The organism is Rhodococcus sp. PD04, from assembly GCF_035918275.1.
In the GTDB taxonomy this organism is placed as follows: Bacteria; Actinomycetota; Actinomycetes; order Mycobacteriales; family Mycobacteriaceae; genus Rhodococcus; species Rhodococcus rhodochrous.
Genome location: NZ_CP142143.1, coordinates 2,093,912 through 2,118,617 on the forward strand (window position 1 = coordinate 2,093,912; position 24,706 = coordinate 2,118,617).

Annotated in this window: 22 protein-coding genes; 13 read left to right on the forward strand and 9 right to left on the reverse strand. The window is 69.5% G+C overall.

Annotation, left to right across the window (positions count from 1 at the left end):
• The first annotated feature begins 38 nt into the window (after positions 1-38).
• The gene (locus tag U9J23_RS09655; protein ID WP_059381183.1) at positions 39-737 is read left to right on the forward strand and encodes a class I SAM-dependent methyltransferase; all 699 of its coding nucleotides are present in this window, start codon (positions 39-41) and stop codon (positions 735-737) included.
• 6 nt (positions 738-743) lie between these two features.
• On the opposite strand, the gene U9J23_RS09660 is transcribed toward U9J23_RS09655, so the two are convergent.
• On the reverse strand, positions 744-1,583 hold the full coding sequence (locus U9J23_RS09660) for an HpcH/HpaI aldolase/citrate lyase family protein (protein ID WP_059381184.1): 840 nt from the start codon (positions 1,581-1,583) through the stop codon (positions 744-746).
• A 136-nt stretch (positions 1,584-1,719) separates the two neighbouring features.
• On the opposite strand from U9J23_RS09660, the gene rlmN reads away from it, so the two are divergent.
• A complete protein-coding gene (gene rlmN / locus U9J23_RS09665) occupies positions 1,720-2,829 on the forward strand; it encodes a 23S rRNA (adenine(2503)-C(2))-methyltransferase RlmN (protein WP_326602487.1) in 1,110 nt (369 codons plus the stop codon).
• 109 nt (positions 2,830-2,938) lie between these two features.
• Here the strand turns inward: rlmN and U9J23_RS09670 are convergent, their stop codons facing one another.
• Positions 2,939-3,187 carry a DUF2631 domain-containing protein gene (locus U9J23_RS09670; protein WP_059381186.1) on the reverse strand — a complete coding sequence of 83 codons (249 nt, stop codon included), beginning with the start codon at positions 3,185-3,187 and terminating at the stop codon, positions 2,939-2,941.
• A 184-nt stretch (positions 3,188-3,371) separates the two neighbouring features.
• Between U9J23_RS09670 and dxr the strand changes: the two genes are divergently transcribed.
• From dxr to U9J23_RS09695, 5 genes are all read left to right on the forward strand, one after another.
• Entirely contained in the window at positions 3,372-4,490 is a 1,119-nt protein-coding gene (gene dxr, locus U9J23_RS09675; RefSeq protein ID WP_283478896.1) for a 1-deoxy-D-xylulose-5-phosphate reductoisomerase, read from the forward strand.
• A 15-nt stretch (positions 4,491-4,505) separates the two neighbouring features.
• Complete coding sequence (locus tag U9J23_RS09680) at positions 4,506-5,723, forward strand: M50 family metallopeptidase (protein ID WP_059381187.1); 1,218 nt, start codon at positions 4,506-4,508, stop codon at positions 5,721-5,723.
• Positions 5,724-5,768: 45 nt separating this feature from the next.
• Positions 5,769-6,923, forward strand: a complete 1,155-nt coding sequence (ispG, locus tag U9J23_RS09685) for a flavodoxin-dependent (E)-4-hydroxy-3-methylbut-2-enyl-diphosphate synthase (protein WP_016691224.1) — start codon at positions 5,769-5,771, stop codon at positions 6,921-6,923.
• Between the two features lie 114 nt (positions 6,924-7,037).
• Positions 7,038-7,874, forward strand: a complete 837-nt coding sequence (locus tag U9J23_RS09690; protein ID WP_016691223.1) for a GNAT family N-acetyltransferase — start codon at positions 7,038-7,040, stop codon at positions 7,872-7,874.
• A gap of 32 nt (positions 7,875-7,906) precedes the next feature.
• Positions 7,907-9,748 carry a penicillin-binding transpeptidase domain-containing protein gene (locus U9J23_RS09695; protein ID WP_179161676.1) on the forward strand — a complete coding sequence of 614 codons (1,842 nt, stop codon included), beginning with the start codon at positions 7,907-7,909 and terminating at the stop codon, positions 9,746-9,748.
• Positions 9,749-9,873: 125 nt separating this feature from the next.
• Here the strand turns inward: U9J23_RS09695 and U9J23_RS09700 are convergent, their stop codons facing one another.
• Both U9J23_RS09700 and U9J23_RS09705 read right to left on the reverse strand, forming a co-directional pair.
• Positions 9,874-11,244, reverse strand: coding sequence for an APC family permease (locus U9J23_RS09700; protein ID WP_059381188.1), 1,371 nt, complete (start codon positions 11,242-11,244; stop codon positions 9,874-9,876).
• A 51-nt stretch (positions 11,245-11,295) separates the two neighbouring features.
• Complete coding sequence (locus U9J23_RS09705) at positions 11,296-12,159, reverse strand: LuxR C-terminal-related transcriptional regulator (protein WP_059381189.1); 864 nt, start codon at positions 12,157-12,159, stop codon at positions 11,296-11,298.
• 108 nt (positions 12,160-12,267) lie between these two features.
• Here U9J23_RS09705 and U9J23_RS09710 point away from each other — a divergent pair, with 108 nt between their 5' ends.
• Together U9J23_RS09710 and map are read left to right on the forward strand one after the other, a co-directional pair.
• A complete protein-coding gene (locus tag U9J23_RS09710; protein ID WP_085468009.1) occupies positions 12,268-13,911 on the forward strand; it encodes an AMP-binding protein in 1,644 nt (547 codons plus the stop codon).
• Positions 13,912-13,976: 65 nt separating this feature from the next.
• Positions 13,977-14,834: a type I methionyl aminopeptidase gene (gene map, locus U9J23_RS09715; protein WP_059381191.1), complete on the forward strand. Its 858-nt coding sequence runs from the start codon at positions 13,977-13,979 to the stop codon at positions 14,832-14,834.
• An 81-nt stretch (positions 14,835-14,915) separates the two neighbouring features.
• Here map and U9J23_RS09720 read toward each other — a convergent pair whose 3' ends face one another.
• Genes U9J23_RS09720 through U9J23_RS09730 form a run of 3 tightly spaced genes read right to left on the reverse strand, consistent with a single transcriptional unit; the run spans position 14,916 to position 16,908 of the window.
• Positions 14,916-15,650 carry a hypothetical protein gene (locus U9J23_RS09720; protein ID WP_059381192.1) on the reverse strand — a complete coding sequence of 245 codons (735 nt, stop codon included), beginning with the start codon at positions 15,648-15,650 and terminating at the stop codon, positions 14,916-14,918.
• Complete coding sequence (locus tag U9J23_RS09725) at positions 15,647-16,552, reverse strand: ABC transporter ATP-binding protein (protein ID WP_272266478.1); 906 nt, start codon at positions 16,550-16,552, stop codon at positions 15,647-15,649. The genes U9J23_RS09720 and U9J23_RS09725 overlap by 4 nt, the downstream gene beginning before the upstream one ends.
• Positions 16,549-16,908 carry a GntR family transcriptional regulator gene (locus U9J23_RS09730; protein ID WP_026060947.1) on the reverse strand — a complete coding sequence of 120 codons (360 nt, stop codon included), beginning with the start codon at positions 16,906-16,908 and terminating at the stop codon, positions 16,549-16,551. Before U9J23_RS09730 ends, U9J23_RS09725 begins: the two co-directional genes overlap by 4 nt.
• 121 nt (positions 16,909-17,029) lie before the next feature.
• Here U9J23_RS09730 and U9J23_RS09735 point away from each other — a divergent pair, with 121 nt between their 5' ends.
• Positions 17,030-17,596, forward strand: coding sequence for an alpha/beta fold hydrolase (locus tag U9J23_RS09735; RefSeq protein ID WP_179161677.1), 567 nt, complete (start codon positions 17,030-17,032; stop codon positions 17,594-17,596).
• 91 nt (positions 17,597-17,687) lie between these two features.
• On the opposite strand, the gene mtr is transcribed toward U9J23_RS09735, so the two are convergent.
• Both mtr and U9J23_RS09745 read right to left on the reverse strand, forming a co-directional pair.
• Positions 17,688-19,061, reverse strand: a complete 1,374-nt coding sequence (mtr, locus tag U9J23_RS09740) for a mycothione reductase (RefSeq protein WP_085468011.1) — start codon at positions 19,059-19,061, stop codon at positions 17,688-17,690.
• Positions 19,058-20,125 (reverse strand): alpha/beta hydrolase, encoded by a 1,068-nt coding sequence (locus U9J23_RS09745; RefSeq protein WP_326602499.1) that lies wholly within the window; start codon positions 20,123-20,125, stop codon positions 19,058-19,060. Before U9J23_RS09745 ends, mtr begins: the two co-directional genes overlap by 4 nt.
• 187 nt (positions 20,126-20,312) lie before the next feature.
• Between U9J23_RS09745 and mqo the strand changes: the two genes are divergently transcribed.
• From mqo to U9J23_RS09760, 3 genes are all read left to right on the forward strand, one after another.
• Positions 20,313-21,839: a malate dehydrogenase (quinone) gene (gene mqo / locus U9J23_RS09750; RefSeq protein ID WP_326602501.1), complete on the forward strand. Its 1,527-nt coding sequence runs from the start codon at positions 20,313-20,315 to the stop codon at positions 21,837-21,839.
• A 96-nt stretch (positions 21,840-21,935) separates the two neighbouring features.
• The gene (cobA, locus tag U9J23_RS09755; RefSeq protein ID WP_145706974.1) at positions 21,936-23,198 is read left to right on the forward strand and encodes a uroporphyrinogen-III C-methyltransferase; all 1,263 of its coding nucleotides are present in this window, start codon (positions 21,936-21,938) and stop codon (positions 23,196-23,198) included.
• A 59-nt stretch (positions 23,199-23,257) separates the two neighbouring features.
• On the forward strand, positions 23,258-24,679 hold the full coding sequence (locus tag U9J23_RS09760) for an MFS transporter (RefSeq protein ID WP_226950115.1): 1,422 nt from the start codon (positions 23,258-23,260) through the stop codon (positions 24,677-24,679).
• The last annotated feature ends 27 nt before the right edge of the window (positions 24,680-24,706 follow it).

Sequence of the window (24,706 nt, forward strand, 5' to 3'; positions counted from 1 at the left end):
GTACACCGAAGCCCGGTACACCGAAATCGGGGAGCGGTGTGATCGCCAGCCCCAACATCTGGCACTGGCCCGAGGTGTACGAGGAGGAGAACCGCGCGCAGGACCCCCGCGGCGCCGTGTACGCGGCGCTGCGGGAGGCCGCGGACTGGACCGGCCGCGACGTCGTCGACGTCGGGTGCGGTTCGGGCTTCCACCTTCCGATGTTCGCGGCCGACGCTCGCACGGTGACCGGGATCGAACCGCATCCACCGCTGGTCGCCGCGGCCCGCATCCGCGTGGACGGTCTTCCGTCGGTCACCGTGACGGAAGGCTCCGCTGCGGACATACCGCTTCCCGACGCCTCGGTCGATCTCGTCCACGCCCGCACCGCCTACTTCTTCGGTCCCGGATGCGGCGCCGGGATCCTCGAGGCGATGCGGGTGCTGCGTCCCGGCGGGGCGCTCGCCGTCGTCGATCTCGACGCCACCGCCCATCCCTACGGCGATTGGATGTGCGACGACCTGCCGCATTACGACCCGGCGACGGTCGAGGCGTTCTTCGAGGCGCAGGGATTCGATCTGCGCCGCATCGACACGCTGTGGGAGTTCCCCGACCGCGCGACCCTCGAACGGGTGCTCGGCATCGAGTTCGCACCGCGCGTCGCGGCCCGAGCGATCCGGGAGACACCCGGCACGACGCTCACCGTGCGCTACCGGCTGCACGTGCGCCGCAGACCCGCCGGCCTTGAACTGAGCTGAGACCGGTCAGCGCGACCGGCCGATACCGAACATCCGCGCCAGCTCGGTGATCTTCTTCGCCTTCGCGAGATTCGGCAGGTCGCTGCCGTCGCGGACGTTCCGCCCGTCCTCGCCGAGCCGGTCGATGACACCTTCCGCCCAGTCCACATCGGTGCTGTTCGGACTCAACGCCACATTCGCGTACGAGGCGCGCTCACCGGTCATGCACAACTTGCCGGTCATCCCCATCGAGCGGGTCAGCTCGGCCTCACGCTTCAGTACCTCGGGGTCGTCGCTGAGCGTGGGGCCGTCGATGGGGCCCGGCAGGCGCGCGGCGCGGCTCGTGATGACCAGACGCGACCGTGCGTACGCCATCGCCATCGGACTGTCGCTCATGCCGGTGTCGCGCCGGAAGTCGCCGCTGCCGAACACCAGGCGGAAGGTGCCCTCCGCGCGGGCGATCTCGGGGGCCGCCTCGAGCCCCATCGCCGACTCGATGAGCACGAGGATGTGCGTGCCCTCCGGCAGCAGGCCGGCGGTGGCCTCGACCTGGTGACCGCTCTCCGCCTTCGCGAGCATGACGCCCTGCAGGCCGGGAAGCCCGGCGAGCGCGGCGAGGTCGTCGGCCCAGAACGACGTGGTGGCGTCGTTGACCCGCACCCAGGCCTTCCCGCCCCCGCGCAACCACGACACGATGCCGTCGCGAGCAGCGGGTTTGGCCGCGGCGGGCACGGCGTCCTCGAGGTCGAGCACCACCGCATCCGCCGGCGAGTCGGCGGCGGCGTCGAAGAGATCGGGGGAGCGGCCCGGAACGAGCAACCACGAGCGTGCGACTTCGGGAGCGACGAGACCGGTCATGATGTCCATGCTCCCGTATTCCCACTCCACGCTCGGGCAACTCGGCGTGAGGGAGACCGACCGGTGACACCTGCCCGGGAATGGGGGCGAGTATCACAGCGACGCTCGGACCCATCCGTCCCGGATCATGGGACAATAGGTGATTATGGCTTCTTCCCTGCCCCTGGTCTTCGATGCACCCAAGCGCGGACTTCCGCCGCGCCATCTCGCCGACCTCGACGCAGATCAGCGTCGTGATGCGGTGCGCGACCTGGGGCTTCCGGCCTTCCGCGCCGACCAGCTCGCCCGCCAGTACTACGGGCGGCTCGAGGCGGATCCGGCGAAGATGACCGATCTGCCCGCCGCCGTCCGCGACAAGGTGGGGGAGGCGTTGTTCCCGCCTCTGCTCGACGCGGTCCGGCACATCGCGTGCGACGGCGGTGAGACCCGCAAGACCCTGTGGCGCGCCCACGACGGCACCCTGCTCGAGAGCGTCCTCATGCGCTATCCCGACCGCGCCACGCTGTGCATCTCGAGCCAGGCCGGTTGCGGTATGGCGTGCCCGTTCTGCGCGACCGGCCAGGGCGGTCTCGACCGCAACCTGTCCACGGCCGAGATCGTCGACCAGGTGCGTGCGGCCGCCGCGGCCCTGCGCGACGGCGACGTCGCCGGCGGACCGGGACGGCTGTCGAACGTCGTGTTCATGGGCATGGGTGAGCCGCTCGCGAACTACAAGCGCGTGGTCGCGGCGGTGCGGCGCATCACCTCACCCGCACCCGAAGGTCTCGGTCTGTCACAGCGCTCGGTCACCGTTTCCACCGTCGGGCTCGCACCGGCCATCCGCCGCCTCGCCGACGAAGGACTCAGCGTCACCCTCGCGGTGTCACTGCACACCCCGGACGACGAACTGCGCGACACCCTCGTTCCGGTCAACAACCGGTGGTCGGTCGCCGAGGTCCTCGAGGCCGCGCGGTACTACGCCGACAAGACCGGCCGTCGCGTCTCGATCGAGTACGCCCTCATCCGCGACGTCAACGACCAGCCGTGGCGCGCCGACATGCTCGGCAAGAAGCTCCACAAGGCTCTCGGGTCGCTCGTGCACGTGAACCTGATCCCGCTCAACCCCACGCCGGGCAGCGAGTGGGACGCCAGCCCGAAGAATGTCGAGCGCGAGTTCGTGCGGCGCGTGCAGGCCCAGGGTGTGTCGTGCACCGTGCGCGACACCCGCGGCCAGGAGATCGCCGCGGCCTGCGGTCAGCTCGCCGCCGAAGGCTGAGCGGACAGACGCGACAGCCGAGCTGAGCCGACCCCCGGCAGACACGGAGGGCCCGTCCGGAGAATTCCGGACGGGCCCTCTGTCGGTGGACCCAGCGCAGTCGATGGACCTAGCGCAACCGGCGGCGACGCACCGCGTCGCGCGCGACGATGAAGATCAGCAGAGCCGCCGAACCGATGAGGTACAGGCTCTCGACGTGGCCTTCGTGGTTGCCGATCAGCATCAGCAGCAGGAACACCGCCGCGATCACGGCCATGACGCGGAAGAACTTGGGGGCTTCCCCGCTCCAACCCCACTCGGCGGACGGCACTTCCGCCGCCACATCACCACGAGTGGACTGCAACTCGGTACCGGCCACGGTTTCCTCCTGCTCACCAGATGCTGCTGTTGCTGCTTATCGTGACATACGACCCCGCGTCGTACGAAGCGGGGCATGCGTGTGGCGCCTGTCGAGGGGTGGACACCGGCCGGTTCAGGAACTGTTCAGGTGCGTGGGGAACAATGCTCGCGTGGCCGACACTCGATCTTCTTCCCGCACCCGGGTGCTCCTGCTGGGCAGTACCGGTTCCATCGGTACCCAGGCACTCGACGTGATCGCCGCCAATCCCGACGACTTCGAAGTCGTCGGTCTCGCCGCGGGCGGAGGCAAGACGGATCTGCTCGCCGAGCAGATCCGTGCGACCGGCGTCCGCGAGGTCGCCGTCGCCGACCCCGATGCCGCCGCACGTCTCGACCTGCCGGTCCGGAGCGGATCGACCGCCGTCACCGAACTCGTCCGCGACGTCGAGGCGGACGTCGTGCTCAACGCCCTCGTCGGATCCCTCGGTCTCGAACCGACCCTCGCAGCGCTCGGCACCGGCGCGCGACTCGCGTTGGCGAACAAGGAGTCGCTGGTCGCGGGCGGGTCGCTCGTCACGAAGGCGGCGGCGCCGGGCCAGATCGTGCCCGTCGATTCGGAGCATTCCGCGCTCGCGCAGTGCCTGCGCGGTGGCACCGGTGACGAGGTGGCGCGTCTCGTGCTCACCGCCTCGGGCGGCCCGTTCCGGGGCTGGACCGCCGACCGCCTCGAATCGGTGACGCCCGAGCAGGCCGGCGCCCACCCCACCTGGTCGATGGGGCCGATGAACACCCTCAACTCGGCGACCCTCGTCAACAAGGGGCTCGAGCTCATCGAGACCCACCTGCTCTTCGGTGTGGACTACGACCGGATCGATGTGACGGTGCACCCGCAGTCGATCGTGCACTCGATGGTCACCTTCGTCGACGGGTCGACCCTGGCCCAGGCGTCGCCGCCGTCGATGAAGCTGCCGATCGCACTGGCTCTCGGCTGGCCGCACCGCGTTCCGCACGCCGCCCCGGCACTCGACTTCTCGACCGCGTCCACCTGGGAGTTCGAACCCCTCGACAACGACGTCTTCCCCGCGGTGCGGCTCGCACGCCAGGCGGGCGTGGGCGGCGGATGCCTCACCGCCGTCTACAACGCGGCCAACGAGGTCGCCGCCGAGGCGTTCCTCGCGGGGACGCTGTCGTTCCCGCGGATCGTTCGGACGGTCGAGGCCGTGCTGAACGACGCACACGAGTGGTCCGCCGAACCCAGTACCGTGGACGACGTGCTCGCCGCCGACGGCTGGGCCCGCGACCGGGCGCGCACACTCGTATAGGAGGATCGGCCACTCATGATGTTCGCACTGGGCGTGGTGGTGTTCGCCCTCGGCATCGCCATCTCCATCGCCCTGCACGAGGCCGGCCACATGTGGACCGCGCAGAAACTGGGCATGAAGGTCCGGCGCTACTACATCGGGTTCGGTCCCCGTGTGTTCGCCTTCCGTCGCGGTGAGACCGAATACGGCCTCAAAGCGGTTCCGGCCGGCGGGTTCTGCGATATCGCCGGCATGACGGCCCTGGACGAACTCGCGCCCGACGAGGTCGAGCGCGCGATGTACAAGCAGAAGACGTGGAAGCGCCTCGTCGTGATGTCGGGCGGCATCGCGATGAACTTCCTGCTCGGCATCGTGCTCATCTACGGCCTCGCCGCCAGTGCGGGGCTGCCCAACACCGACAACCGCGCGGTGGTCGGCACCGTCGGCTGTGCTGCGCCGACCCAGGACGGTCCGCCCGACTACACCCCGGCCGACTGCTCGGGCCCCGGTCCGGCCGAGCAGGCCGGTATCGAACCCGGCGATGTGATCGTCGCCGTGGACGGGCAGTCCGTCGAGACCTTCGGCGACCTCGTCCGGGCCACGCAGCCGCTGTCCGGCACCGTGCCGTTCACCGTCGAGCGCGGCGACGAGACCCTCACCGTGCCGGTCACGGTGCAGCAGGTCCAGCGCTGGGTCTACGAGAGCGAATCGCCCGACGCCGAACCCGTCTCCCGCACCGTCGGTGCGATCGGTGTCGGTGGAGAGCCGGGAATCATCGAGTACACGCCGCTCTCGGCGATCCCCGCGACCTTCGAGTTCACCGGCTACCTCGCGGTCCGCACGGCCGAGGCGCTGGTGAGCCTGCCGAGCAAGGTCGCCGACCTGTGGACGGCCGTCACCGGGGGAGAGCGCGCGGTCGACACCCCGGTCAGCGTCGTCGGCGCCAGCGTCATCGGCGGTCAGTTCGCCGAGCGCGGCATCTGGGAATCGTTCGTGTTGTTGCTCGCACAGCTGAACTTCTTCCTCGGTGCGTTCAACCTCCTCCCGCTGCTGCCGCTCGACGGCGGCCACATGGCCGTCGCGATCTACGAGAAGGCCCGCAACTGGCTGCGCGGCCTGCGCGGACTGCCCGTCGGCCCGCCCGTGGACTACATGAAACTGCTGCCGTTGACCTATGTGGCGGTGGTCATCGGTGGCGCCTACATGGTGCTCACCCTCACAGCAGACATCGTCAACCCCATCAAGCTGTTCTGATCTGCGCCGGTAGACTTGCCGAGTAGCGACGAAAGAAGGCGAACTGTGACCAGCCCCGTCGGATTGGGCATGCCCGAAATTCCTGCGGTCCTCGCACCCCGACGCAAGACCCGCCAACTCATGGTCGGAAATGTCGGCGTCGGCAGCGATCACCCGGTGTCCGTGCAGTCGATGACCACCACGAAGACGCACGACGTGAACGCCACCCTCCAGCAGATCGCGGAGCTCACAGCGTCCGGCTGCGACATCGTGCGTGTCGCGTGCCCGCGTCAGGAGGACGCCGACGCGCTCCCGATCATCGCGAAGAAGAGCAAGATCCCGGTGATCGCCGACATCCACTTCCAGCCGCGGTACATCTTCGCCGCGATCGACGCCGGCTGCGCGGCCGTGCGCGTCAACCCCGGCAACATCAAGGAATTCGACGGTCGCGTCAAGGAGGTCGCCAAGGCGGCCGGAGACGCCGGGATTCCCATCCGCATCGGCGTCAACGCCGGCTCGCTCGATCCCCGCCTCCTCGCCAAGTACGGCAAGGCCACCCCGGAGGCGCTCGTCGAGTCCGCGCTGTGGGAAGCAAGCCTGTTCGAGGAACACGGCTTCGGCGACATCAAGATCTCCGTCAAGCACAACGACCCCGTCGTGATGGTCGAGGCCTACCGCCAGCTCGCCGCGCAGTGCGACTACCCGCTGCACCTCGGCGTGACCGAGGCCGGCCCCGCCTTCCAGGGCACCATCAAGTCGGCTGTCGCCTTCGGTGCGCTGCTCAGCGAGGGCATCGGAGACACCATTCGCGTGTCGCTGTCGGCGCCGCCCGCCGAGGAGATCAAGGTCGGCACCCAGATCCTGCAGTCGCTGAACCTGCGTCCCCGCAAGCTCGAGATCGTCTCCTGCCCGTCCTGCGGCCGCGCCCAGGTGGACGTCTACTCTCTCGCCAACGAGGTCACCGCGGGCCTCGAGGGCATGGAGGTGCCGCTGCGGGTCGCGGTGATGGGTTGCGTCGTCAACGGACCCGGTGAGGCCCGCGAGGCGGACCTCGGTGTGGCCTCCGGAAACGGCAAGGGTCAGATCTTCGTCAAGGGCAAGGTCATCAAGACCGTGCCCGAGGCACAGATCGTCGAGACCCTCATCGAGGAAGCGATGCGCATCGCCGACGAGATGGAAGGCAACGCCTCGGGCGGTGGCCCCGTGGTGTCGGTCGGCTGATACCGGTGGGGCGCACGGGACGGCGTTCTCTCACTTTCGGGGACTCAGGTTTCCACGTCGCCGTCCGGCATGGCACTCTGATCTCGTATCGGCTTGTCGACGGGTGGTGAGCGAGTGCTCAAGCTTCTGGGTGTCCGGTCGTTGGGCGGACGTGACACCGCCGCGGTGCTCCGGGTGCTCTCCCGCGACCCCGTGGCCGCGTGCATGGTGGCCGGCCGCGTCGAGGAATACGGACTTGACGGGCGTGCCGTCGGCGGCGAGATGTGGAGTCGCGGTGGCCCCGAGACGTCGCTGTGCTTCTCGGGCGCGAACCTCATTCCGCTGCTGGGCAGTCCGGACGACATCCAGGCGTTCGCCGAGCGCGCGAGTCGCGGGCCGCGACTGTGTTCGTCCATCGTCGGCCGCGCCGAGTACGCGCTGCCGATGTGGGAGCGACTCGAATCGGCGTGGGGTGCGCCCCGCGAGGTGAGGGCCGAACAACCCCTCCTCGTTCTCGACCGCGAGCCCCTCGTCGAACCCGACCCGCAGGTCCGTCCCGTGCGGCCCGACGAACTCGACATCTACCTGCCGGCCGCGATCTCGATGTTCATCGAGGAGGTCGGCATCGACCCGCGCACCGGCGACGGCGGTGCGGGTTACCGGCGCCGCGTCGCGAGCCTGATCGCGGCGGGACGCGCCTGGGCGCGCTTCGAGGACGGACAGGTCGTGTTCAAGGCGGAGGTGGGTTCGCAGTCGTCCACCGTGGGCCAGATCCAGGGCGTGTGGGTCGATCCCGCGCATCGCGGCTCGGGCCTCGGCACGATCGGCACGGCCGCCGTGGCCTGCGCGGTCGCTCGCAGCGGCCGCCTGCCCAGCCTCTACGTCAACAGCTTCAACGCCCCGGCCCGCGGAGCCTACGCCCGCGCGGGTTTCCGTCAGGTCGCGACGTTCTCCACGGTGCTGCTCGACTGATTTCCCGTCGGCTCTGCCTACGATGACGGGCGATGAGACCTCGAAGTTCCACCCCGGCATCCCCGTACGCACGCGCACTCCGGATCGGCGCTGTGTTGTCGGCGGCCGTCGTGCTCCTCGGCCTGGCGGTCGCGTGCACGCCGCGTCCGGCCGGGCCGGAGGCCGCGGCACAGGCGTTCCTCGACGCGTTCGCGGCGCAGGACGTCGGGTCGGCGGCGGACCGCACCGACCGTCCCGACGACGCGGCCGTCGCGATACAGGAGGTCCTGGACGGACTTCAGGCCGAATCCCTCACCGCCACCACGACATCCACCCGGATCAGCGGCGACTCCGCGACCGTCGGATACAACTACGAGTGGCACCTGCCGAAGGACCGGGTGTGGCAGTACACCGGTGAGCTCAACATGGGGCGCAGCGGGAACGACTGGGTCGTGCGGTGGGCGAAGTCCGCGCTGCACCCGCAGCTCGGTGAACGGCAGACCGTACAGCTCCGCAGCAGCCCGGCGCCGCGCGCCCGGGTCAACGAGCACGCGGGCAGCGACATCCTCGTCCCCGGCACGGTCTACGGCATCGCCTTCGACGCCTCGCAGACCACGGACGTCGCCGGTGCGGCACGACAGCTCGCGTCGACGTTGTCGGAGTTCGATTCCTCGCTCACGGCGCAGGCGATCGCCGAATCGGTGACGGCCTCGTCCGGGCCGCGGTCGGTGCTGCGCCTGCGCGAGGACGACTACGAGCGTGTCGCCCCGCGCCTCGCCGGGATCGACGGTGTCGTGGTGACCGAGCAGGCCGACCTCGTCGCGACCGACCGCAACTTCGCGCCCGATCTCGTGGGACAGATCAAGAAGACCGTCATCGACGAGGTCGACGGCACGGCCGGGTGGAGCGTCGTCGTGGTGAACCAGTACGGCGTGGACACCGGGGTGCTCACCGAGACTCCGCCCCAGCCGGTGCCGTCGTTCTCGGTCAGCCTCGACCGTCCCCTCCAGCTCGCAGCCCAGGCGGCCGTCGAGGCGCGCACCGAGCAGGCGATGACGGTCGTGATCGAGGCGTCGACGGGTGCGGTGCTGGCGGTGGCCCAGAACAAGGCCGCCGACCGGGACGGGCCGGTCGCGCTGGCCGGGCAGTACCCGCCGGGTTCGACGTTCAAGATCGTCACTTCGGGCGCGGCGATCGCCGAGGGCCGCGCGACCCCGAACACGATGGTCCCGTGCCCGGGCCGTATCACGATCGGCGAGCGCAGCGTGCCGAACTACAACGAGTTCGAGCTCGGGACGGTCTCTCTCGCCACTGCTTTCGCTAGATCCTGCAACACCTCGTTCGCCAAGCTCGCCTCCGAGATGGCCCCGGACGCGCTGACCGTCGCCGCTTCGCAGTTCGGTATCGGCGTGGACTACGAGGTGGTCGGGATGCCGACCTTCACCGGATCGGTTCCGCCCGCGGAGGATCTCGTCGAACGGACCGAGGACGGCTTCGGCCAGGGCAAGGTGGTCGTGAGCCCGTTCGGGATGGCGCTCGCCGCGGCGACCGTCGCGGCCGGTCGTACCCCGGTGCCCTACCTCATCGCGGGTCGCGAGACGGTCGTGGAGGATTCGCCGCCGCCGGTGACGCCGGAGATGGTGGAGGGTCTGCGCGAGATGATGCGCCTGGTGATCACCAGCGGTACCGCCGACCGCATCCGGGACCAGGGCGACGTCTACGGCAAGACCGGTGAGGCCGAGGTCGAGGGTGGGTCGCACTCGTGGTTCGTCGGCTACCGCGGTGATCTTGCGTTCGCGACGCTCGTCGTGCGCGGCGGCAGTTCCGACAACGCGGTCGCGGTCACCCGCGACATGTTCGCCGCCCTGCCGCCGGAATACGACGAGGGGGCCTGAGCTCAGGCCCGAACGGGATCCGCTCGTCGGCACGGCCGTGACCCACGCTCGTCACCGCCGTCCTCGGCCTCGGCTCGATGGCGCTGGTCCGCAACCTCGGACCGTCTTCCATCCCTCCTCGCGGTTCAGCTCTCCTCGCGATCCGTCGTACTCGCGGGCCGGCCGTCGCGCCGGCCCGCGAATCGCGTCACCAGCCACAGCACCACGCCGATCCCGAGCAGCACCCCGGCCGTCCGGTACTGGGTCGCCGGCCGGTCGACCCACGGCAGGACGAGGAACAGGCAACTGGCCGCCCCGAGGACCGGAAGGATCGTCGGCGCGCGGAAGTGCCGGTGCTCCACGTGGTCCCGGCGCAGAACCAGGGCTGCGACGTTCACGATCGCGAACACCCCGAGCAGGAGCAGGGCCGTCGTCCCCCCGAGTTCGGGCACCCCGCCCACGAAGACGACGAGACCGACCGCGAGCAGCGTCGTGAACACGATCGCGACGTAGGGCGTGCGGCGCGTCGGGTGCACCCGCCCCAGGACGGTGGGCAGGACGTCCTCGCGGGCGATGCCGTAGACCAGCCGGCTCGCCATCAGCATGTTGATCAGCGCGGTGTTGGCGACGGCGAACATCGTGACGAACGCGAAGATCCCGACCGGGAACGCCGGGGCACCGACCTCGACCACCCGCAGCAGGGGCGTCTCGCCCGCACCGAGTTCGTCGGGCGGGACGAGCGCGATCGCGGTGATCGACACGAGCACGTACACGAGCGCCGCGAGACCCAGGCCGAGCAGGAGCATCCGGGGGAAGATCCGGGTGGGTTCCTTGCACTCCTCGGCCATGTTCACCGAGTCCTCGAACCCCACCATCGCGAAGAAGGCCAGGGCCGTCCCCGCGACCACCGCGGAGAAGACGGACCGGTCGCCGGGATCGATCTCGACCACACGCGAGAAGTCGCCGCCGCCGAAACCCAACGCCCACATGCCGATCGCGACGATGATCAGCAGGCCGCCCAGCTCGACCATCGTGAGCACCACGTTGGTCTTCACGCTCTCGCCGACCCCGCGGAAGTTGATCACCGCCAGGACGAGGACGAAGACCAGCGCGATCGCGGTGATCCCGACCGTGCCGGCCAGGTCGAGTCCGAATGCCTCGGCGAAGTTCGCGGCGAAAGCCCGCGCGGCAGTGGCGGCAGAGGTGATGCCGGAGGACATCACGGCGAAGGCCACCAGGAAGGTCAGGAAGTGCACGCCGAACGCCTTGTGCGTGTAGAGCGCCGCTCCGGCCGCCCGGGGGTACTTCGTCACGAGCTCCAGATAGCTGAACGCCGTCACCGTCGCGACGCCGAACGCGAGGAGGAACGGCAGCCACACCACGCCGCCGACCTCGTTCGCGACCTCGCCGGTGAGGGCATATATGCCCGTGCCCAGGATGTCGCCGATGACGAACAGCAGGAGCAGTCCCGGCCCGAGGACGCGGACGAGCTGGGGTGAGTCGGTCGTCTCGGCCACCGCAGGCCCCCTTCCGCGCACCCCTGTCCGCCGGCGGGGGCCGGTCGGATGTCAGGGCAGCAGACCCGATTTTCGCGCGGCGACGACGGCCTCGTGACGGGAATGGACGTCGAGCTTGCTCATGGCGCTGCGCAGGTAGCTCTTCACCGTCTCGGCGCCGACCGACAGTCGCTGGGCGATCTCGGCGTTACTGCACCCCAGCGCCACGTGCGAGAGCACGTCGGTCTCGCGCGGCGACAACACGACGTCCGTCGGCTCCGGCTGCGTGCCGTCGAGCACGCCGGCGAGGCGGTCGGACAGCGAGCGGAGCTTCTCCTGCAGTGCCGCATCGGTCGCACCCTGCGCGAGCACCCTCAACTCGGCATGGACCTCACGGACCTGCGCGGTCGTGACGGGATCGCGGTCGTCCGACGACCGTTCGAGCATCGCGAGTCGCCGGTCCACCTCGTCGCGTACCGCGATCTCGTGCGCAAGACGAGCCGCTGCCTGCGCGAACGCCGTCACCGCCCGATCGCCGACCGGCGCGCACTCGCGCGCGGCGCCGTACAGCACCGCGCGTGCCTTGCCCTCGACGAGTACCGGCACGGCGAGGATCGACCGCAACCCCTCGTACAGCACCGGACGGTCGAAGTGGTGGGTGATCGACGCGGAGCGGCCGTAGTCCGACACCGTCACCACACGGGACTCGGCGAGAACGCGACCGCCGAGCCCGGCGCGCGGCGGCACCACGACCCCGGCCAGGCTGTTGGTGCGGGTGCCGAAGAATTCGCTGAGCTGAAGCGATCCCTGCTGGACCTCGCCGGCGAAGACCACCGGCAGCTGGGCATGCGCCGCGGTGCGGCGGAGTTCTCCGCGCAGGGCATCACCGTCGCGGGGACGCAGCAGCGCCGACGAGGAGGACGACACGAACGCCACCCCTTTCCGGGGGTATCGGGGAACATGGTGTGACTCGAATCATAGACGTCGAACGGGTGTGCTCCACAGATCACGAACACCCTGGCCGGTACGGACGAAAGGACCACAATGGGCGACACAGCGAGCCGCGTGCGGACACTGCTCGAGCGGTACGACACGGCAGACGCCTGCGCAGCCCGACTGCTGTGCGACGACCATCCCGCCGACGCGGTGGCGTTCACCGTCGTCGACGCCGACCTGAGCTCCACCGATCTCACCTACGGTGAGCTCCGCGAACGGTCGTCCCGCTTCGCCGCGGCCCTGGCGGATCTCGGTGTCGAGCCCGGCGACCACGTCGCGACGCTCATGGGCAAGTCGGCGGACCTGGTGGTCGCGGTTCTCGGCATCTGGCGTCGCGGCGCCGTGCACGTGCCGCTGTTCACCGCCTTCGCGCCGCCGGCGATCGCCTTCCGGCTCGACGCGAGCGGCACCAAGGTGGTCGTGGCCGACCGGGACCAGGCCGGCAAGCTCGCCGCCGGAGCGGATCTTCCCGCCGAGGTGTCGTGGCAGGTCGTCGTGGCCGGTGAGGGCAACGCCGACGCGTCCGGTCGCGGAGCCCGCGACTTCCGCGAACTGGTCGACGCGCACTCGGCCGACGACCCGCGTGGCGAGGCCGTCGCCGTCGGTGCCGACGGACGCCTGGTCCAGCTGTTCACCTCCGGCACGACCGGCACCCCCAAGGGTGTTCCCGTCCCCGTGAAGGCACTGGCGTCCTTCCACGCCTACCTGGAGTTCGGCCTCGACGTGCGCGAGGACGACGTCTTCTGGAACGCAGCCGATCCGGGATGGGCGTACGGGCTCTACTACGCGCTGCTCGGCCCGCTCGCAGCCGGTCGGCGCAGCCTCCTGCTGCACGCCGGTTTCTCGCCCGCGCTCACCTGGAAGATCCTCGACACCTTCGGGGTCACCAACTTCGCCGCGGCCCCGACGGTCTATCGCAGCCTCAAGGCCGACACCGCCGAGCACCCGCCGGTCCGGCTGCGTCGTGCCTCCTCGGCCGGTGAGCCGCTGACCCCGGACGTCCTCGAGTGGTCGCAGGAGACGCTCGGTGTCGTGGTGCGCGACCAGTACGGGCAGACCGAGCACGGCATGTTCGTCGTCGACGCGTGGGCGGACGAGCTGCGCGAGAACACCCCGGCGCGTTCGATGGGCAAGCCCCTGCCGGGCTGGAACTGCGCGGTGCTGCGCGAGGACAGCGACGAGATCGCCGAGCCCGGTGAGGTCGGGCGCGTCGCGATCGACGTCCACGCGAGCCCGCTCGTGTGGTTCACCGGCTACGTCGACGCACCCGAGAAGACCGCCGACCGGTTCAGCGAGGACGGCCGCTGGTACCTGACCGGCGACGCCGGCAAGGTCGACGAGAACGGATTCTTCTTCTTCTCGTCCCGCGACGACGACGTGATCATCATGGCGGGCTACCGCATCGGCCCGTTCGACGTCGAATCGGTGCTCGTGATGCATCCCGACGTGATCGAGGCCGCCGTGGTGGGTCTGCCGGACGAACTGAGGGGCGAGGTCCTCGAGGCATTCGTGGTGCTGCGGGAGGGAGTCGAGGGTGACGACGCGCTCGAGGCGGAACTCCAGAAGCTCGTGAAGCAGAAGTACGCCGCCCACGCCTATCCGCGCGCGGTTCACTTCGTTCCGCATCTGCCCAAGACGCCGAGCGGCAAGGTCCAGCGCTTCAAGTTGCGCCAGGCGGGCGCCGTCGGCTGATCGGTGCACGGCGACCCGATCGGTGGATGACAGGGGAGCGGGGCGCGGCAGCTAATCTGGAAGTCATGGCTACCCGCGCTCCGCTCGTCCCCGGCACTCCGACTCCCATCCGGGAGGTGCCCGCGTCGATCGAACGGCCGGAGTACGTGTGGAAGCCCACGGCGAAGGAAGGCAACGAGCCGTGGGTGCAGACACCCGAGACGATCGAGAAGATGCGACTCGCATCGAAGATCGCCGCGCAGGCCCTCGTGGAGGCCGGTAAGGCCGTCGCGCCGGGCGTGACCACCGACGAGATCGACCGCGTCGCGCACGAGTACATGTGCGACCACGGCGCCTACCCGTCGACCCTCGGCTACCGCGGCTTCACCAAGTCGTGCTGCACCTCGCTCAACGAGGTCATCTGCCACGGCATCCCCGACTCGACCGTCGTCCAGGACGGCGACATCGTCAACATCGACGTGACCGCCTACATCGACGGCGTCCACGGCGACACCAACGCGACCTTCCTGGCCGGCGACGTCTCCGAGGAGGTCCGCCTGCTCGTCGATCGCACCCGCGAGGCGACGATGCGCGGCATCAAGGCGGTCAAGCCGGGCCGGGCCCTCAACGTCATCGGGCGGGTCATCGAGTCCTACGCCAACCGCTTCGGTTACGGCGTCGTCCGCGACTTCACCGGCCACGGCATCGGCGAGACCTTCCACAACGGCCTGGTGATCCTGCACTACGACCGGCCCGACATCGACACGATCATCGAACCCGGCATGGTGTTCACCATCGAACCGATGATCAACCTCGGTACGCCCGACTACGAGATCTGGGAGGACGGCTGGACGGTCGTCACCAAGGACCGCAAGTGGACCGCGCAGTTCGAGCACACCATCGTCGTCACCGACACCGGCGCCGAGATCCTCACCCTGCCGTGACGTCCGGTCGCTTAGCGAGCACGGAGTTCGGCCCCGACCCGGAAGGGGTCGGGGCCGAACGTGTTCCGGAAGGGGACCGATCTAGGGTGCCGCGTTGCGGGCGACCTGCCAGGTCGCAACCGTGCACACCGCGGCCACCAGCAGGGGGAGGACCACCAGGGTCGTCGTCGGCGACGCATCGACGATCCACGACCACAGCGACGACCACGACCGGGTCCACGTGACGAGGATCGCGGCGAGACCGCCGATCACCACGACGGACGCGGCGGCCGTCAGCAGACCCGTTGTGCGCCAACGGTGCTGGATGGCCCCGATGAGCATCGACAGCGCGACGATCAGGAGCATCGTGGCGAGGAAGCCCAGGAACTGCACCACGGAACTGTCGGTGACGAACCGCAGGATCCCGAACATCCGCATGTTCACCCCCCAGCCCCCGGTTGCGGCCTCGAGCACCGAGAGGATCTGGAAACCGAGCGCGAACACCGTGGACTGGACCACCGCGATCGCCACGATCGACTGCATGTAGTGCGATCGCGTGGAACCGAGACGTAGTGCGAACGAGAACATCTGGGTCATCGCCAGCAGATAGAACGCGACGACGAAGCCGTAGACCGACAATATGCTGCCGGTCACGTTGTACTCCGCACCCGTGTCGACGAGCGAGAAGATCACCCACGGGATCAGCGCCGAGGTGATCAGCAGTCCGACGGGCCACGCGACGAGCAGCGGCCACGAGACGAGTTGCAGGCGGGCGACGGACAGGACGCGTGCCGCCCCGGTGACGACCGGGGCGGGGAGCGGGATCGCGGTGGTCACAGCGATGCCTCCTCGTTCGTCGTGCCGGTCTCGGGTGTCCGGTGGAGGTGGACCACGAGCTCCTGGAGCGAGATCGGTTGCACGTCCACACGTCCGGAGGGGTGGGGGAGCTCGTCCGGGTCGTTGCGGAGGAAGGTCGTGCGGGCGATACCGCCGAGGCTTTCCGTGTGCAGGACGGTGCTGTCGCCGACGATCCGCGCCACTTCGTCCGCCGGCCCGGTCGCCCGGGCGGCGCGGGTGCGCAGCGTGTCGGCGTCCTCGTCGACGACGAGATGCCCGCGGTCGAGCACGAGGATGTGTTCGAGCAGGTCGGCGGCCTCGTCGATCAGGTGGGTCGACAGCACGATCGTGCGCGGCCGCTCCGCGTAGTCGAGCAGCAGTTCGTCGTAGAACATCTGCCGGGCCACGGCGTCGAGGCCCAGATACGGCTCGTCGAAGACCGTCACCGGTGCGCGCGACGCGAGACCCACCACGATGCCCAGTGCGGAACTCATGCCGCGGGAGAGCTTCTTGACCTTGCGACCGCAGGGCAGCGCGAACTTGTCGGCCAGCCGCTCGGCGTACTCCCGATCCCACAGCGGCAGAAGCAGTTCCGCCGAGGCGAGTACGTGCCCGACGCGCATGTCGTCGGGATAGCGCTGGGTGTCGGCGACGAAGCACAACTGCTGGAGCACCGCGGTGTTCTCGTACGGGTCGGCCCCGAACACCTCGACGCTGCCGGTCGTGGGACGCATGTGGCCTGCGAGCAACTGCATCAGGGTGGTCTTGCCGGCGCCGTTGCGGCCGAGCAGGCCGTAGATCGTGTTCCGGTGGAGTGTGAAGTCGGCGTCGGTGAGGGCGGCGACGTCGCCGAACCGCATGCCGAGGTGACGTGCGCGGGCGACGGGTGGAGTGAGGGTCATACGTGCTCCCGTGTGTCGAGCATGGACTTGAGCTCGTCGATGCCGATTCCGAGTTTCTCGGCCTCGAGGACGAGCGGGACGACGTACTGCTGGGCGAACCGATCCCGTCGGCGGGCGATCAGCTTGTCGCGAGCGCCGGTGGTGACGAACATGCCGATTCCTCGCTTCTTGTAGAGGATTCCGTCGGCTACCAGGGCGTTGAGGCCCTTCGCGGCCGTGGCCGGGTTGATGCGGTGGAAGGCGGCGAGCTCGTTCGTCGAGGGAACCTGCGATTCCTCCGCGAGGCTGCCGTCGACGATCGAGTTCTCGATGAGCTCGGCGATCTGTTGGAAGAGGGGCTTGCCCTCGTCGTTCAGCACGACGCCCCGGGACCCGAGGGCGGGTGCATCGGTTCATTACTCATGTAATGAACCATAGAACCTTGTCGTCGATACGGCAAGAGGCCGGGCACACACTGCGGCCATGTAGCGTTTGCCCATGGAATCGAGGACGGTGACCACGCCCGGTGGGGACGTGCAGGTTCGGATCGGCGGCCCCGAAAGTCGTTACACGGTGCTGCTCTTCCCCGACGCGGGGGAGGACGCGGGCGTGTACGACGTCGTGTGCGAGCGCCTGCACACGTCCGACCTGCGGACGATCGTGGTCGAGAAGATCGACGGACTCGCGCCCGCCGACGTGTTCGCCCTACTGGACGCCCTCGCCCTGCCCTGGGTTCATCTGGCGGGCAGCGGTGCGGGAGCCGAGCTGGCGTGGGCCGTCGCCGCAGGGCGCTTCGGACGGTTCGCAAGCCTGGTGGTCGCCGACCGCGGCCATCCCGCGGTCCCGGATCGCGACGGCACCGTGCGCGACGCGTCGGCGCCGCCCGCGGAGGTGCCCACCACGATCGTCGTGGGCGATGTCTCGCGCCGCCCCGAAGCGGACGCATCGATGCGCTACGTGACGGGGGAGTTCCGGGTGGTCGAACTCGCCGGCGTGGCCAACGTGCCCGCCGAGGCGCCCACCGACTTCGCGTCCGCGATCGCGCTGCGCACCGGAAGCTGGTGAGACGCGTGTGGCCTGCGGCCCGGAGAGGGCGGCAGGCCACACGGCGCTGATGAGTCGGTCCGAGAACCGGAAGTTCGTCGGATCCAGGGGATCAGAGGCCCAGCAGGGCGTTCTCGACGAGTTCGGGCAGCGCCGGGTGGATCCAGTACTGGCCGGTCGCCATCTCCCGCGCGGGCAGACCGAACGACATCGCCTGGATGAGCGGCTGGATGACCGTGGACGCCTGGGCCCCGATGATGTGGGCGCCGAGCAGCAGACCCGTCGACCGGTCGGCGATCAACTTGCAGAAGCCTTCGGTGTCCTCCATGGCCCAGCCGTAGGCGACGTTCCCGTAGTCCTGGATCTTGACGGAGATGTCGTATCCCGCCTCCCGTGCCTCGGCCTCGGTGAGCCCGACCGACGCGATCTGCGGATCGGTGAACACCGCGGAGGGGACGTAGCGGTGGTCCGTCCGCTGCAGCCCCGCGGTGTCGCCGCTCCACGCGTCGTGCAGCAGGTTGTGCTGGACGACCCGCGCCTCGTGGTTGGCCACGTGCTTGAGTTGGTAGGGCGACGACACGTCGCCGAGCGCGAACACGCCCGCAGCGGACGTGCGCTGGAACTCGTCGACCACGATCCGGCCCTTCGTATCGAGTTCGATGCCGGCCGCCGCGGCGTCGAGCAGGTCTCCGTTGGGCTGCCGGCCCGTCGCGACGAGCAGCGTATCGCCGCTGACGACGGTGCCGTCGGCGAGTTCGACCTCCACACCGTCACCGACCGGACGGAACTCCCGGGCCGGGTTGGCGAGGTGCACGTCCCACTTGGCCGCGGCGAGCGCCGTGAACCGCTCGGAGACGTCGGCGTCGAGATGCCGCAGCAGACGGTCGGTCCGCGCGATCACCGACACCCGCGTGCCGAGCGCCGAGAAGACATGGGCGAACTCCATCGCGATGAAGCCCGTCCCGAGGATCACGAGGGACTCGGGCAGTTTCGGTAGCCGCATGACGTCGTCGCTCGTGTGATATCTCACACCGGAATCGAGTACGTCCTGCGGGATCGCGGGCCGCGAACCGGCGGCGACGACCACCTGATCCGCGGTGATGACCTCTCCGTTTCCGGTATCGATGCGGCGTTCGCCGACAAACCGCGCGTGACCGTCGAAGACGGTGACGTTCGCGCAGTCCTCGCGGCGGTAGCGCTCACCGCCCGCAGCGATGGGATCGATGCGGCCGAAGACCCGGTCGACGATGTCGTTCCACCGCACCCCGTCGATCGACGCGTCGATGCCGTACTTCGAAGCGGTGCGGACCGTGTGGGCGACCTCCGCGGCGTAGACGTACATCTTCGTGGGGATGCAGCCCACGTTGAGGCAGGTGCCCCCGAAGGTGCCTTCTTCGAGGAGGGCGACGCGCTTCCCGTCGTACCGCTCGTCGAGGATCGAGTTCCCCGATCCTGTGCCGATGATCGCGAGGTCGTAGTGGGTCACGCGTGCTCTCCCATGGGTCGGTGCAGTACGGAAACGGTGGCGGAGCCGGCGGAGTCGTCCGCGGGATCGGGTGCGGGGGTGTCCGCCTTGCCCGCTCCGTCCAACCATTCCAGCCACAGGTCCAATTCCCGGAAGGCCTCCGCCAGGGGACCGGGTGTGGACAGGAACACGTCGTGCCGGGCACCGTCGATCGGCACGATCGTCGTGCGGTTGCCCAGGCATCCCGCCCATCGGGCTATCTGGCGGACGTCGAGAACCGCGTCGACGGTGTCGACGCTCGCGTCGTACTTCGGAGCGGAACGCGAGGCACCGGACCGCAGGATCAGCGACGGCACCCCGATGTCGAGCCCGCGGTGCAGGACGGCCTGGCCCCGCCGCACGGCACGCAACCAGCCGAACCGGACGGGGAAGCCGGTCAGGGGCTTCCAGTCGAGGTCGTAGCGCCAGCCGTCGGTCTGCAGGCTGCGGCCGTAGGCCTCGGTCTTCGGCAGCGGGATGAGCGCGCGGGGCCGGAGGCGGCCGACGACGTCGATGGCCGCCGTGCCGACATTGCGCAGGTAGGACGGCCCCTGCAGGTCGAACCACGGACTGTTCAGGACGAGACCCACGATGCCCGTCGCGGCCACCCCGCCGGGCCGGCGACGGAGCCGGTCGAGCCACAACGGCAGAACCAGCCCGCCCGTCGAGTGGGCCGCCAGCAGCACGCCTCCACCGACCTCCTCGCGCACCACGCGCAGCGCCTCGTCGAGCTCGGCGTCGTAGTGGGAGAGGTCGGTGACGAAGTGAGGGGTGTGCCCGGGTGCCCGAGAGCGGCCGCATTTGCGCAGGTCCAGCGCGAAGAAGCGGTAGCCGCGCGCCGCGAAGTGCTCCGCGAGGTGCTGTTGGAAGAAGTAGTCGGTGAAGCCGTGGACGTAGAGCGCCGCACGGTCGGGAAGGTCGGTGGTCGTCGGCTGGTAGCGCACCAGGGTCGCCGAGATCTCGCCTTCGCCGTCGGGGTCGGTGCCCAGCGGTAGTTCGAGCTGCTCGTAGCCGTCTCCGAGGACGTCAGGACGCCAAGTAGTCACTATCACACCCTAGGTGTGTTCGCCGACCAACGCTCATGGGTACACAATGAGGTGAAATGAAACGCCGGACCACGCGCGGGTAACCTGTCGGTCGCATTCGCGCGCCGCGTTGACGGGACACTCACGCGAGACGGTACCTCCGTACTTCGGCGGCGCGTGCGAACCAGACAAGGAAGTCGATTTCCCAGTGTCAGAGAACGTAGTAGCGAAAACCGACGTAGTGCTCGTGGGCGCGGGCATCATGAGCGCAACCCTCGGTGCGTTGTTGCGTCAGGTGCAGCCCGACTGGTCGATCACCGCGTTCGAGCGCCTCGACGCCGCGGCCGCCGAGAGCAGCGACCCCTGGAACAACGCCGGTACGGGCCACTCCGCGCTGTGTGAGCTCAACTACACCCCCGCGAAGCCGGACGGTTCGGTCGAGATCGCGAAGGCCGTCAACGTCAACGAGCAGTTCCAGGTCTCGCGTCAGTTCTGGTCGTACGCCGTGGACAACGGCATCCTGTCCGACCCGAAGAACTTCATCAACCCGGTTCCGCACGTCAGCTTCGTGCACGGCGCCGAGAACGTGAAGTACCTGCGTGCCCGCTACGACGCTCTCGCCGGCCATCCCCTCTTCGAAGGCATGGAGTACACCGAGAGCCCCGAGGTCTTCACCGAGCGCCTGCCGCTCATGGGCAAGGGCCGCGACTTCTCCGATCCGGTGGCGTTGAACTGGACGCAGACCGGCACCGACGTCGACTTCGGTGCCCTCACCAAGCAGCTCATCAACCATGTCGCGGCCTCCGGCGGCACCGTCTTCTTCGGCCACGAGGTCACCGACGTGTCCAAGCAGTCCGACGGCAGCTGGATCGTGAAGGTCCGCAACCGCCGCACCGCCGAGTCGCGCAAGGTCCAGGCGAAGTTCGTCTTCGTCGGCGCCGGTGGTGGCGCGCTGCACCTGCTGCAGAAGTCGGGCATCAAGGAGATCAAGGGCTTCGGTGGCTTCCCGGTCTCCGGCGCCTTCCTGCGCTGCACCAACCCCGAGGTCATCGCGCAGCACAGCGCCAAGGTCTACGGCAAGGCCGCGGTCGGTGCCCCTCCGATGTCGGTGCCGCACCTCGACACCCGCGTCATCGGTGGCAAGCAGGGTCTGCTCTTCGGTCCCTACGCCGGTTGGTCGCCCAAGTTCCTCAAGCAGGGCGGCATCATGGACCTGCCGAAGTCGGTCAAGCCCGGCAACCTGATGTCGATGCTCGGCGTCGGTGTCACCGAGCTCGGCCTGGTCAAGTACCTCGTCGGTGAGCTCATGCAGTCGCCCGCCGACCGCATCGGCACCCTCGCCGAGTTCGTGCCCGAGGCCCGCCTCGAGGACTGGGAGCTCATCGTCGCCGGTCAGCGCGTGCAGGTCATCCGCCGCAAGGGTGCGGGCGGTGTCCTCGAGTTCGGTACCGCCGTGGTCAGCGCCGGCGACGGTTCGATCGCCGGTCTGCTCGGTGCGTCGCCGGGTGCCTCGACGGCTGTTCCGGCCATGCTCGACGTCCTCGAGCGCTGCTTCCCGCAGCAGTGGGCGGGCTGGCAGTCCAAGCTCCGCGAGATGGTCCCGTCGCTCGGCCTGAAGCTGTCCGACAACCCCGACCTGTTCCGCCAGGTCTGGGACCACAGCACGAAGTCGCTGCAGCTCGACGTCGTCTCCGACACCGTGGCCGAGGCGCCCGCCGAGGCCGCCGCGGTCTGATCCGATCACTGCACCTGTGGCCCGGCGCGATGCCCGGGCCACAGGTGTCCTGAAGGTGGGTCCGATCGGATTCGCCCCGACACGAGAGATGGGGAGATGCCCGTGTCCGCTGCTGCTGAGGACGAGACCAGTTACCTGGTCGGACTCGATCTCCGTGGGCGCCGCGTCGTGATCGTCGGAGGAGGCAGCGTCGCGCAGCGGCGTCTCGGCCTGCTCGTCGCGTCCGGTGCCGACGTCCACGTCGTCGCCCGGGCCGCGACCCCCGTGGTCGAGAGCATGGCGACGAAGGGCCGCATCTCCCTCGACCTGCGCGACTACCGCGACGGTGACCTCGACGGTGCGTGGTACGCCATGGCGTGCACCGACGAACCCGAGACCAACGCCGCGGTCGTCGCCGAGGCCGAACGCAACAGGATCTTCTGCGTCCGCGCCGACAACGCCCGTCACGGCAGCGCTGTCACCCCGGCCACGGCCCGCTACGAGGGCCTGACCGTCGGCGTGCTCGCCGGTGGCGACCACCGCCGCTCCGCCGCCGTGCGCACCTCGATCCGCGACGCTCTCGCCGGAGCGGCCGTCACCGAGTTCGCCGAGACCGGGCCGAAGCCGTTCGGCGTCGCCCTCGTCGGCGGAGGACCGGGCGATCCGGATCTGATCACTGTGCGTGGCCGCCGCCTTCTCGCCCGCGCCGATGTGGTCGTCGCCGACCATCTCGCCCCGCAGGAGCTGCTCGCGGAACTCGACTCGCACGTCGAGGTGATCGACGCGGCGAAACTCCCGTACGGGCGTGCCATGGCCCAGCAGGTCATCAACGAGACCCTCATCGACCGCGCGAAGGCCGGCAAGTTCGTCGTCCGGCTCAAGGGTGGCGACCCGTACGTCTTCGGACGCGGCTACGAGGAGCTCGAGGCCTGCACCGCGGCCGGGGTCCCGGTGACCGTCGTCCCCGGCATCACCAGCGCCATCTCCGTACCGTCTGCGGCCGGGATCCCCGTCACCCACCGCGGGGTCACCCACGAGTTCGTCGTGGTCAGTGGCCACGTCGCACCCGGGCACCCCGACTCGCTCACCGACTGGGACGCGCTCGCGAAGCTGCGCGGCACCCTGGTCCTGCTCATGGCCGTCGAACGCATCGAACAGTTCGCCGACGCCCTGATCGCCGGCGGGCGCCCCACCGACACCCCCGTGGTCGTCGTGCAGGAGGGGACGCTGAGCAGCCAGCGAGTGGTGCGTGCCGACCTCTCGACCGTCGCGCAGCGCGTCCGGGACGAGGCCGTGCGCCCGCCCGCCATCGTCGTGATCGGGCCGGTGGCCGGATTCGGGCTCGATCCGCAGACCGGTTCCGACTCGGACGGTGGGTAACGTTGGGTCACGTGTCAGCCACCTCGCATCCGTCGGCCACCCGCGCGGTCGCTCTGGCCATGCTGGTCCTCAGCGGCCTCCAGTTGATGGTCGTGCTCGACGGAACGGTCGCGAATCTCGCGCTCGCGCCGCTGCAGAGCGATCTGGGACTCTCGGACGCGGGTCGCAACTGGGTCCTCACCTCCTACGCCCTCGCCTTCGGTGGGTTGATGCTCCTCGGCGGCCGTCTCGGCGACAGCTACGGACGCAAACGCATGTTCATGGGTGGCGTCGGACTGTTCACCCTGGCGTCCCTGCTGTGCGGTCTGGCGACCGGCGAGGCGATGCTCATCGGTGCCCGAGCGCTGCAGGGTGTCGGCGCCGCAATCGCCTCACCGACCGCCCTCGCGCTCGTCGCGACGACTTTCGCCGCAGGTCCGGCACGCAACCGCGCCATCGCGGTGTTCGCGGCCATGACCGGCGTCGGGTCCATCGCCGGACTGATCCTCGGCGGGGCGCTCACCCAGGTGTCGTGGCGCTGGATCTTCCTCATCAACGTCCCCATCGGCGTCCTCATCGTCGTGCTCGCCGCGATCGCGCTGCGTGAGACCGCCTCCGAACGCCTCGCGCTCGACGTGCCCGGCGCGATCCTCGCGACGCTCGGCTGCACCGGCCTGGTCTTCGGTCTCACCGAGGGTCCCGAACTCGGCTGGGCGAGCCCCTCGGTGATCGGCGCGATCGTCGCCGGCTTCGTGCTGCTGGGAGTGTTCCTGCTCGTCGAGCGGCGGGCCGAGAACCCGCTGCTGCCGTTCGTGCTGTTCCGCAACAAGGACCGCGTCGCGACCTTCGTGGCGATCTTCTTCGCGGGCGCCGTGATGTTCAGCCTCGCGGCCTTCGTCGCCCTGTTCGTCCAGGACATCCTCGGTTACAGCCCGCTCGCCGCGGGTCTGGCCTTCGTCCCGTTCGCTTTCGGCCTCGGTGCCGCCGCCGCGGTGTCGTCGAAGATGGTCGCCCGGATCGAACCGCGCTGGCTCGTGGTCACCGGCTCGGCGATCATGACCGTCAGCCTGCTCTACGGATCGACCATGGACGGCAGCGTCCGCTACTTCCCGACCCTGTTCGTACTGGTGCTCGTCGTCGGCTTCGGTGTCGGCCTGGCCGTGGTCCCGCTGCCGCTGTGCGCGATCTCCGGGGTGGGACCGCACGAGATCGGACCGCTTTCGGCGATCGCGCAGGTCGCGCAGACCCTCGGAGGTCCGGTCGGCCTCGGCGTGATCGGTGCGATGGCCACCTCGCGGACGATGTCGCTCGGCGGTGTCTCCGGAGCCGTCGCCGACATGTCCGAGGCGCAGCTCGTCGCCCAGGGCGAGGGATACATGTTCGCGCTCGTCGGCTGCGCCGTCTGTGCGGTGATCGCCGGCGTCGCGGCGCTGTTCATCCGCTTCACGCCCGAAGAGGTCGCGCAGGCGCAGGAAGCCGAGAAGGCCGCGCAGACCTCCTGACCGCCGGACCCCTACCGCGGCGGCCGC

Coding starts and splice junctions, on each gene's coding strand:
- U9J23_RS09660 (WP_059381184.1), bottom strand. CDS start 1,583: ATGGACATCATGACCGGTCTCGTCGCTCCCGAAGTCGCACGCTCGTGG.
- rlmN (WP_326602487.1), top strand. CDS start 1,720: ATGGCTTCTTCCCTGCCCCTGGTCTTCGATGCACCCAAGCGCGGACTT.
- U9J23_RS09680 (WP_059381187.1), top strand. CDS start 4,506: ATGATGTTCGCACTGGGCGTGGTGGTGTTCGCCCTCGGCATCGCCATC.
- U9J23_RS09695 (WP_179161676.1), top strand. CDS start 7,907: ATGAGACCTCGAAGTTCCACCCCGGCATCCCCGTACGCACGCGCACTC.
- U9J23_RS09710 (WP_085468009.1), top strand. CDS start 12,268: ATGGGCGACACAGCGAGCCGCGTGCGGACACTGCTCGAGCGGTACGAC.
- map (WP_059381191.1), top strand. CDS start 13,977: ATGGCTACCCGCGCTCCGCTCGTCCCCGGCACTCCGACTCCCATCCGG.
- U9J23_RS09725 (WP_272266478.1), bottom strand. CDS start 16,552: ATGACCCTCACTCCACCCGTCGCCCGCGCACGTCACCTCGGCATGCGG.
- U9J23_RS09735 (WP_179161677.1), top strand. CDS start 17,030: ATGGAATCGAGGACGGTGACCACGCCCGGTGGGGACGTGCAGGTTCGG.
- cobA (WP_145706974.1), top strand. CDS start 21,936: ATGCCCGTGTCCGCTGCTGCTGAGGACGAGACCAGTTACCTGGTCGGA.
- U9J23_RS09760 (WP_226950115.1), top strand. CDS start 23,258: ATGCTGGTCCTCAGCGGCCTCCAGTTGATGGTCGTGCTCGACGGAACG.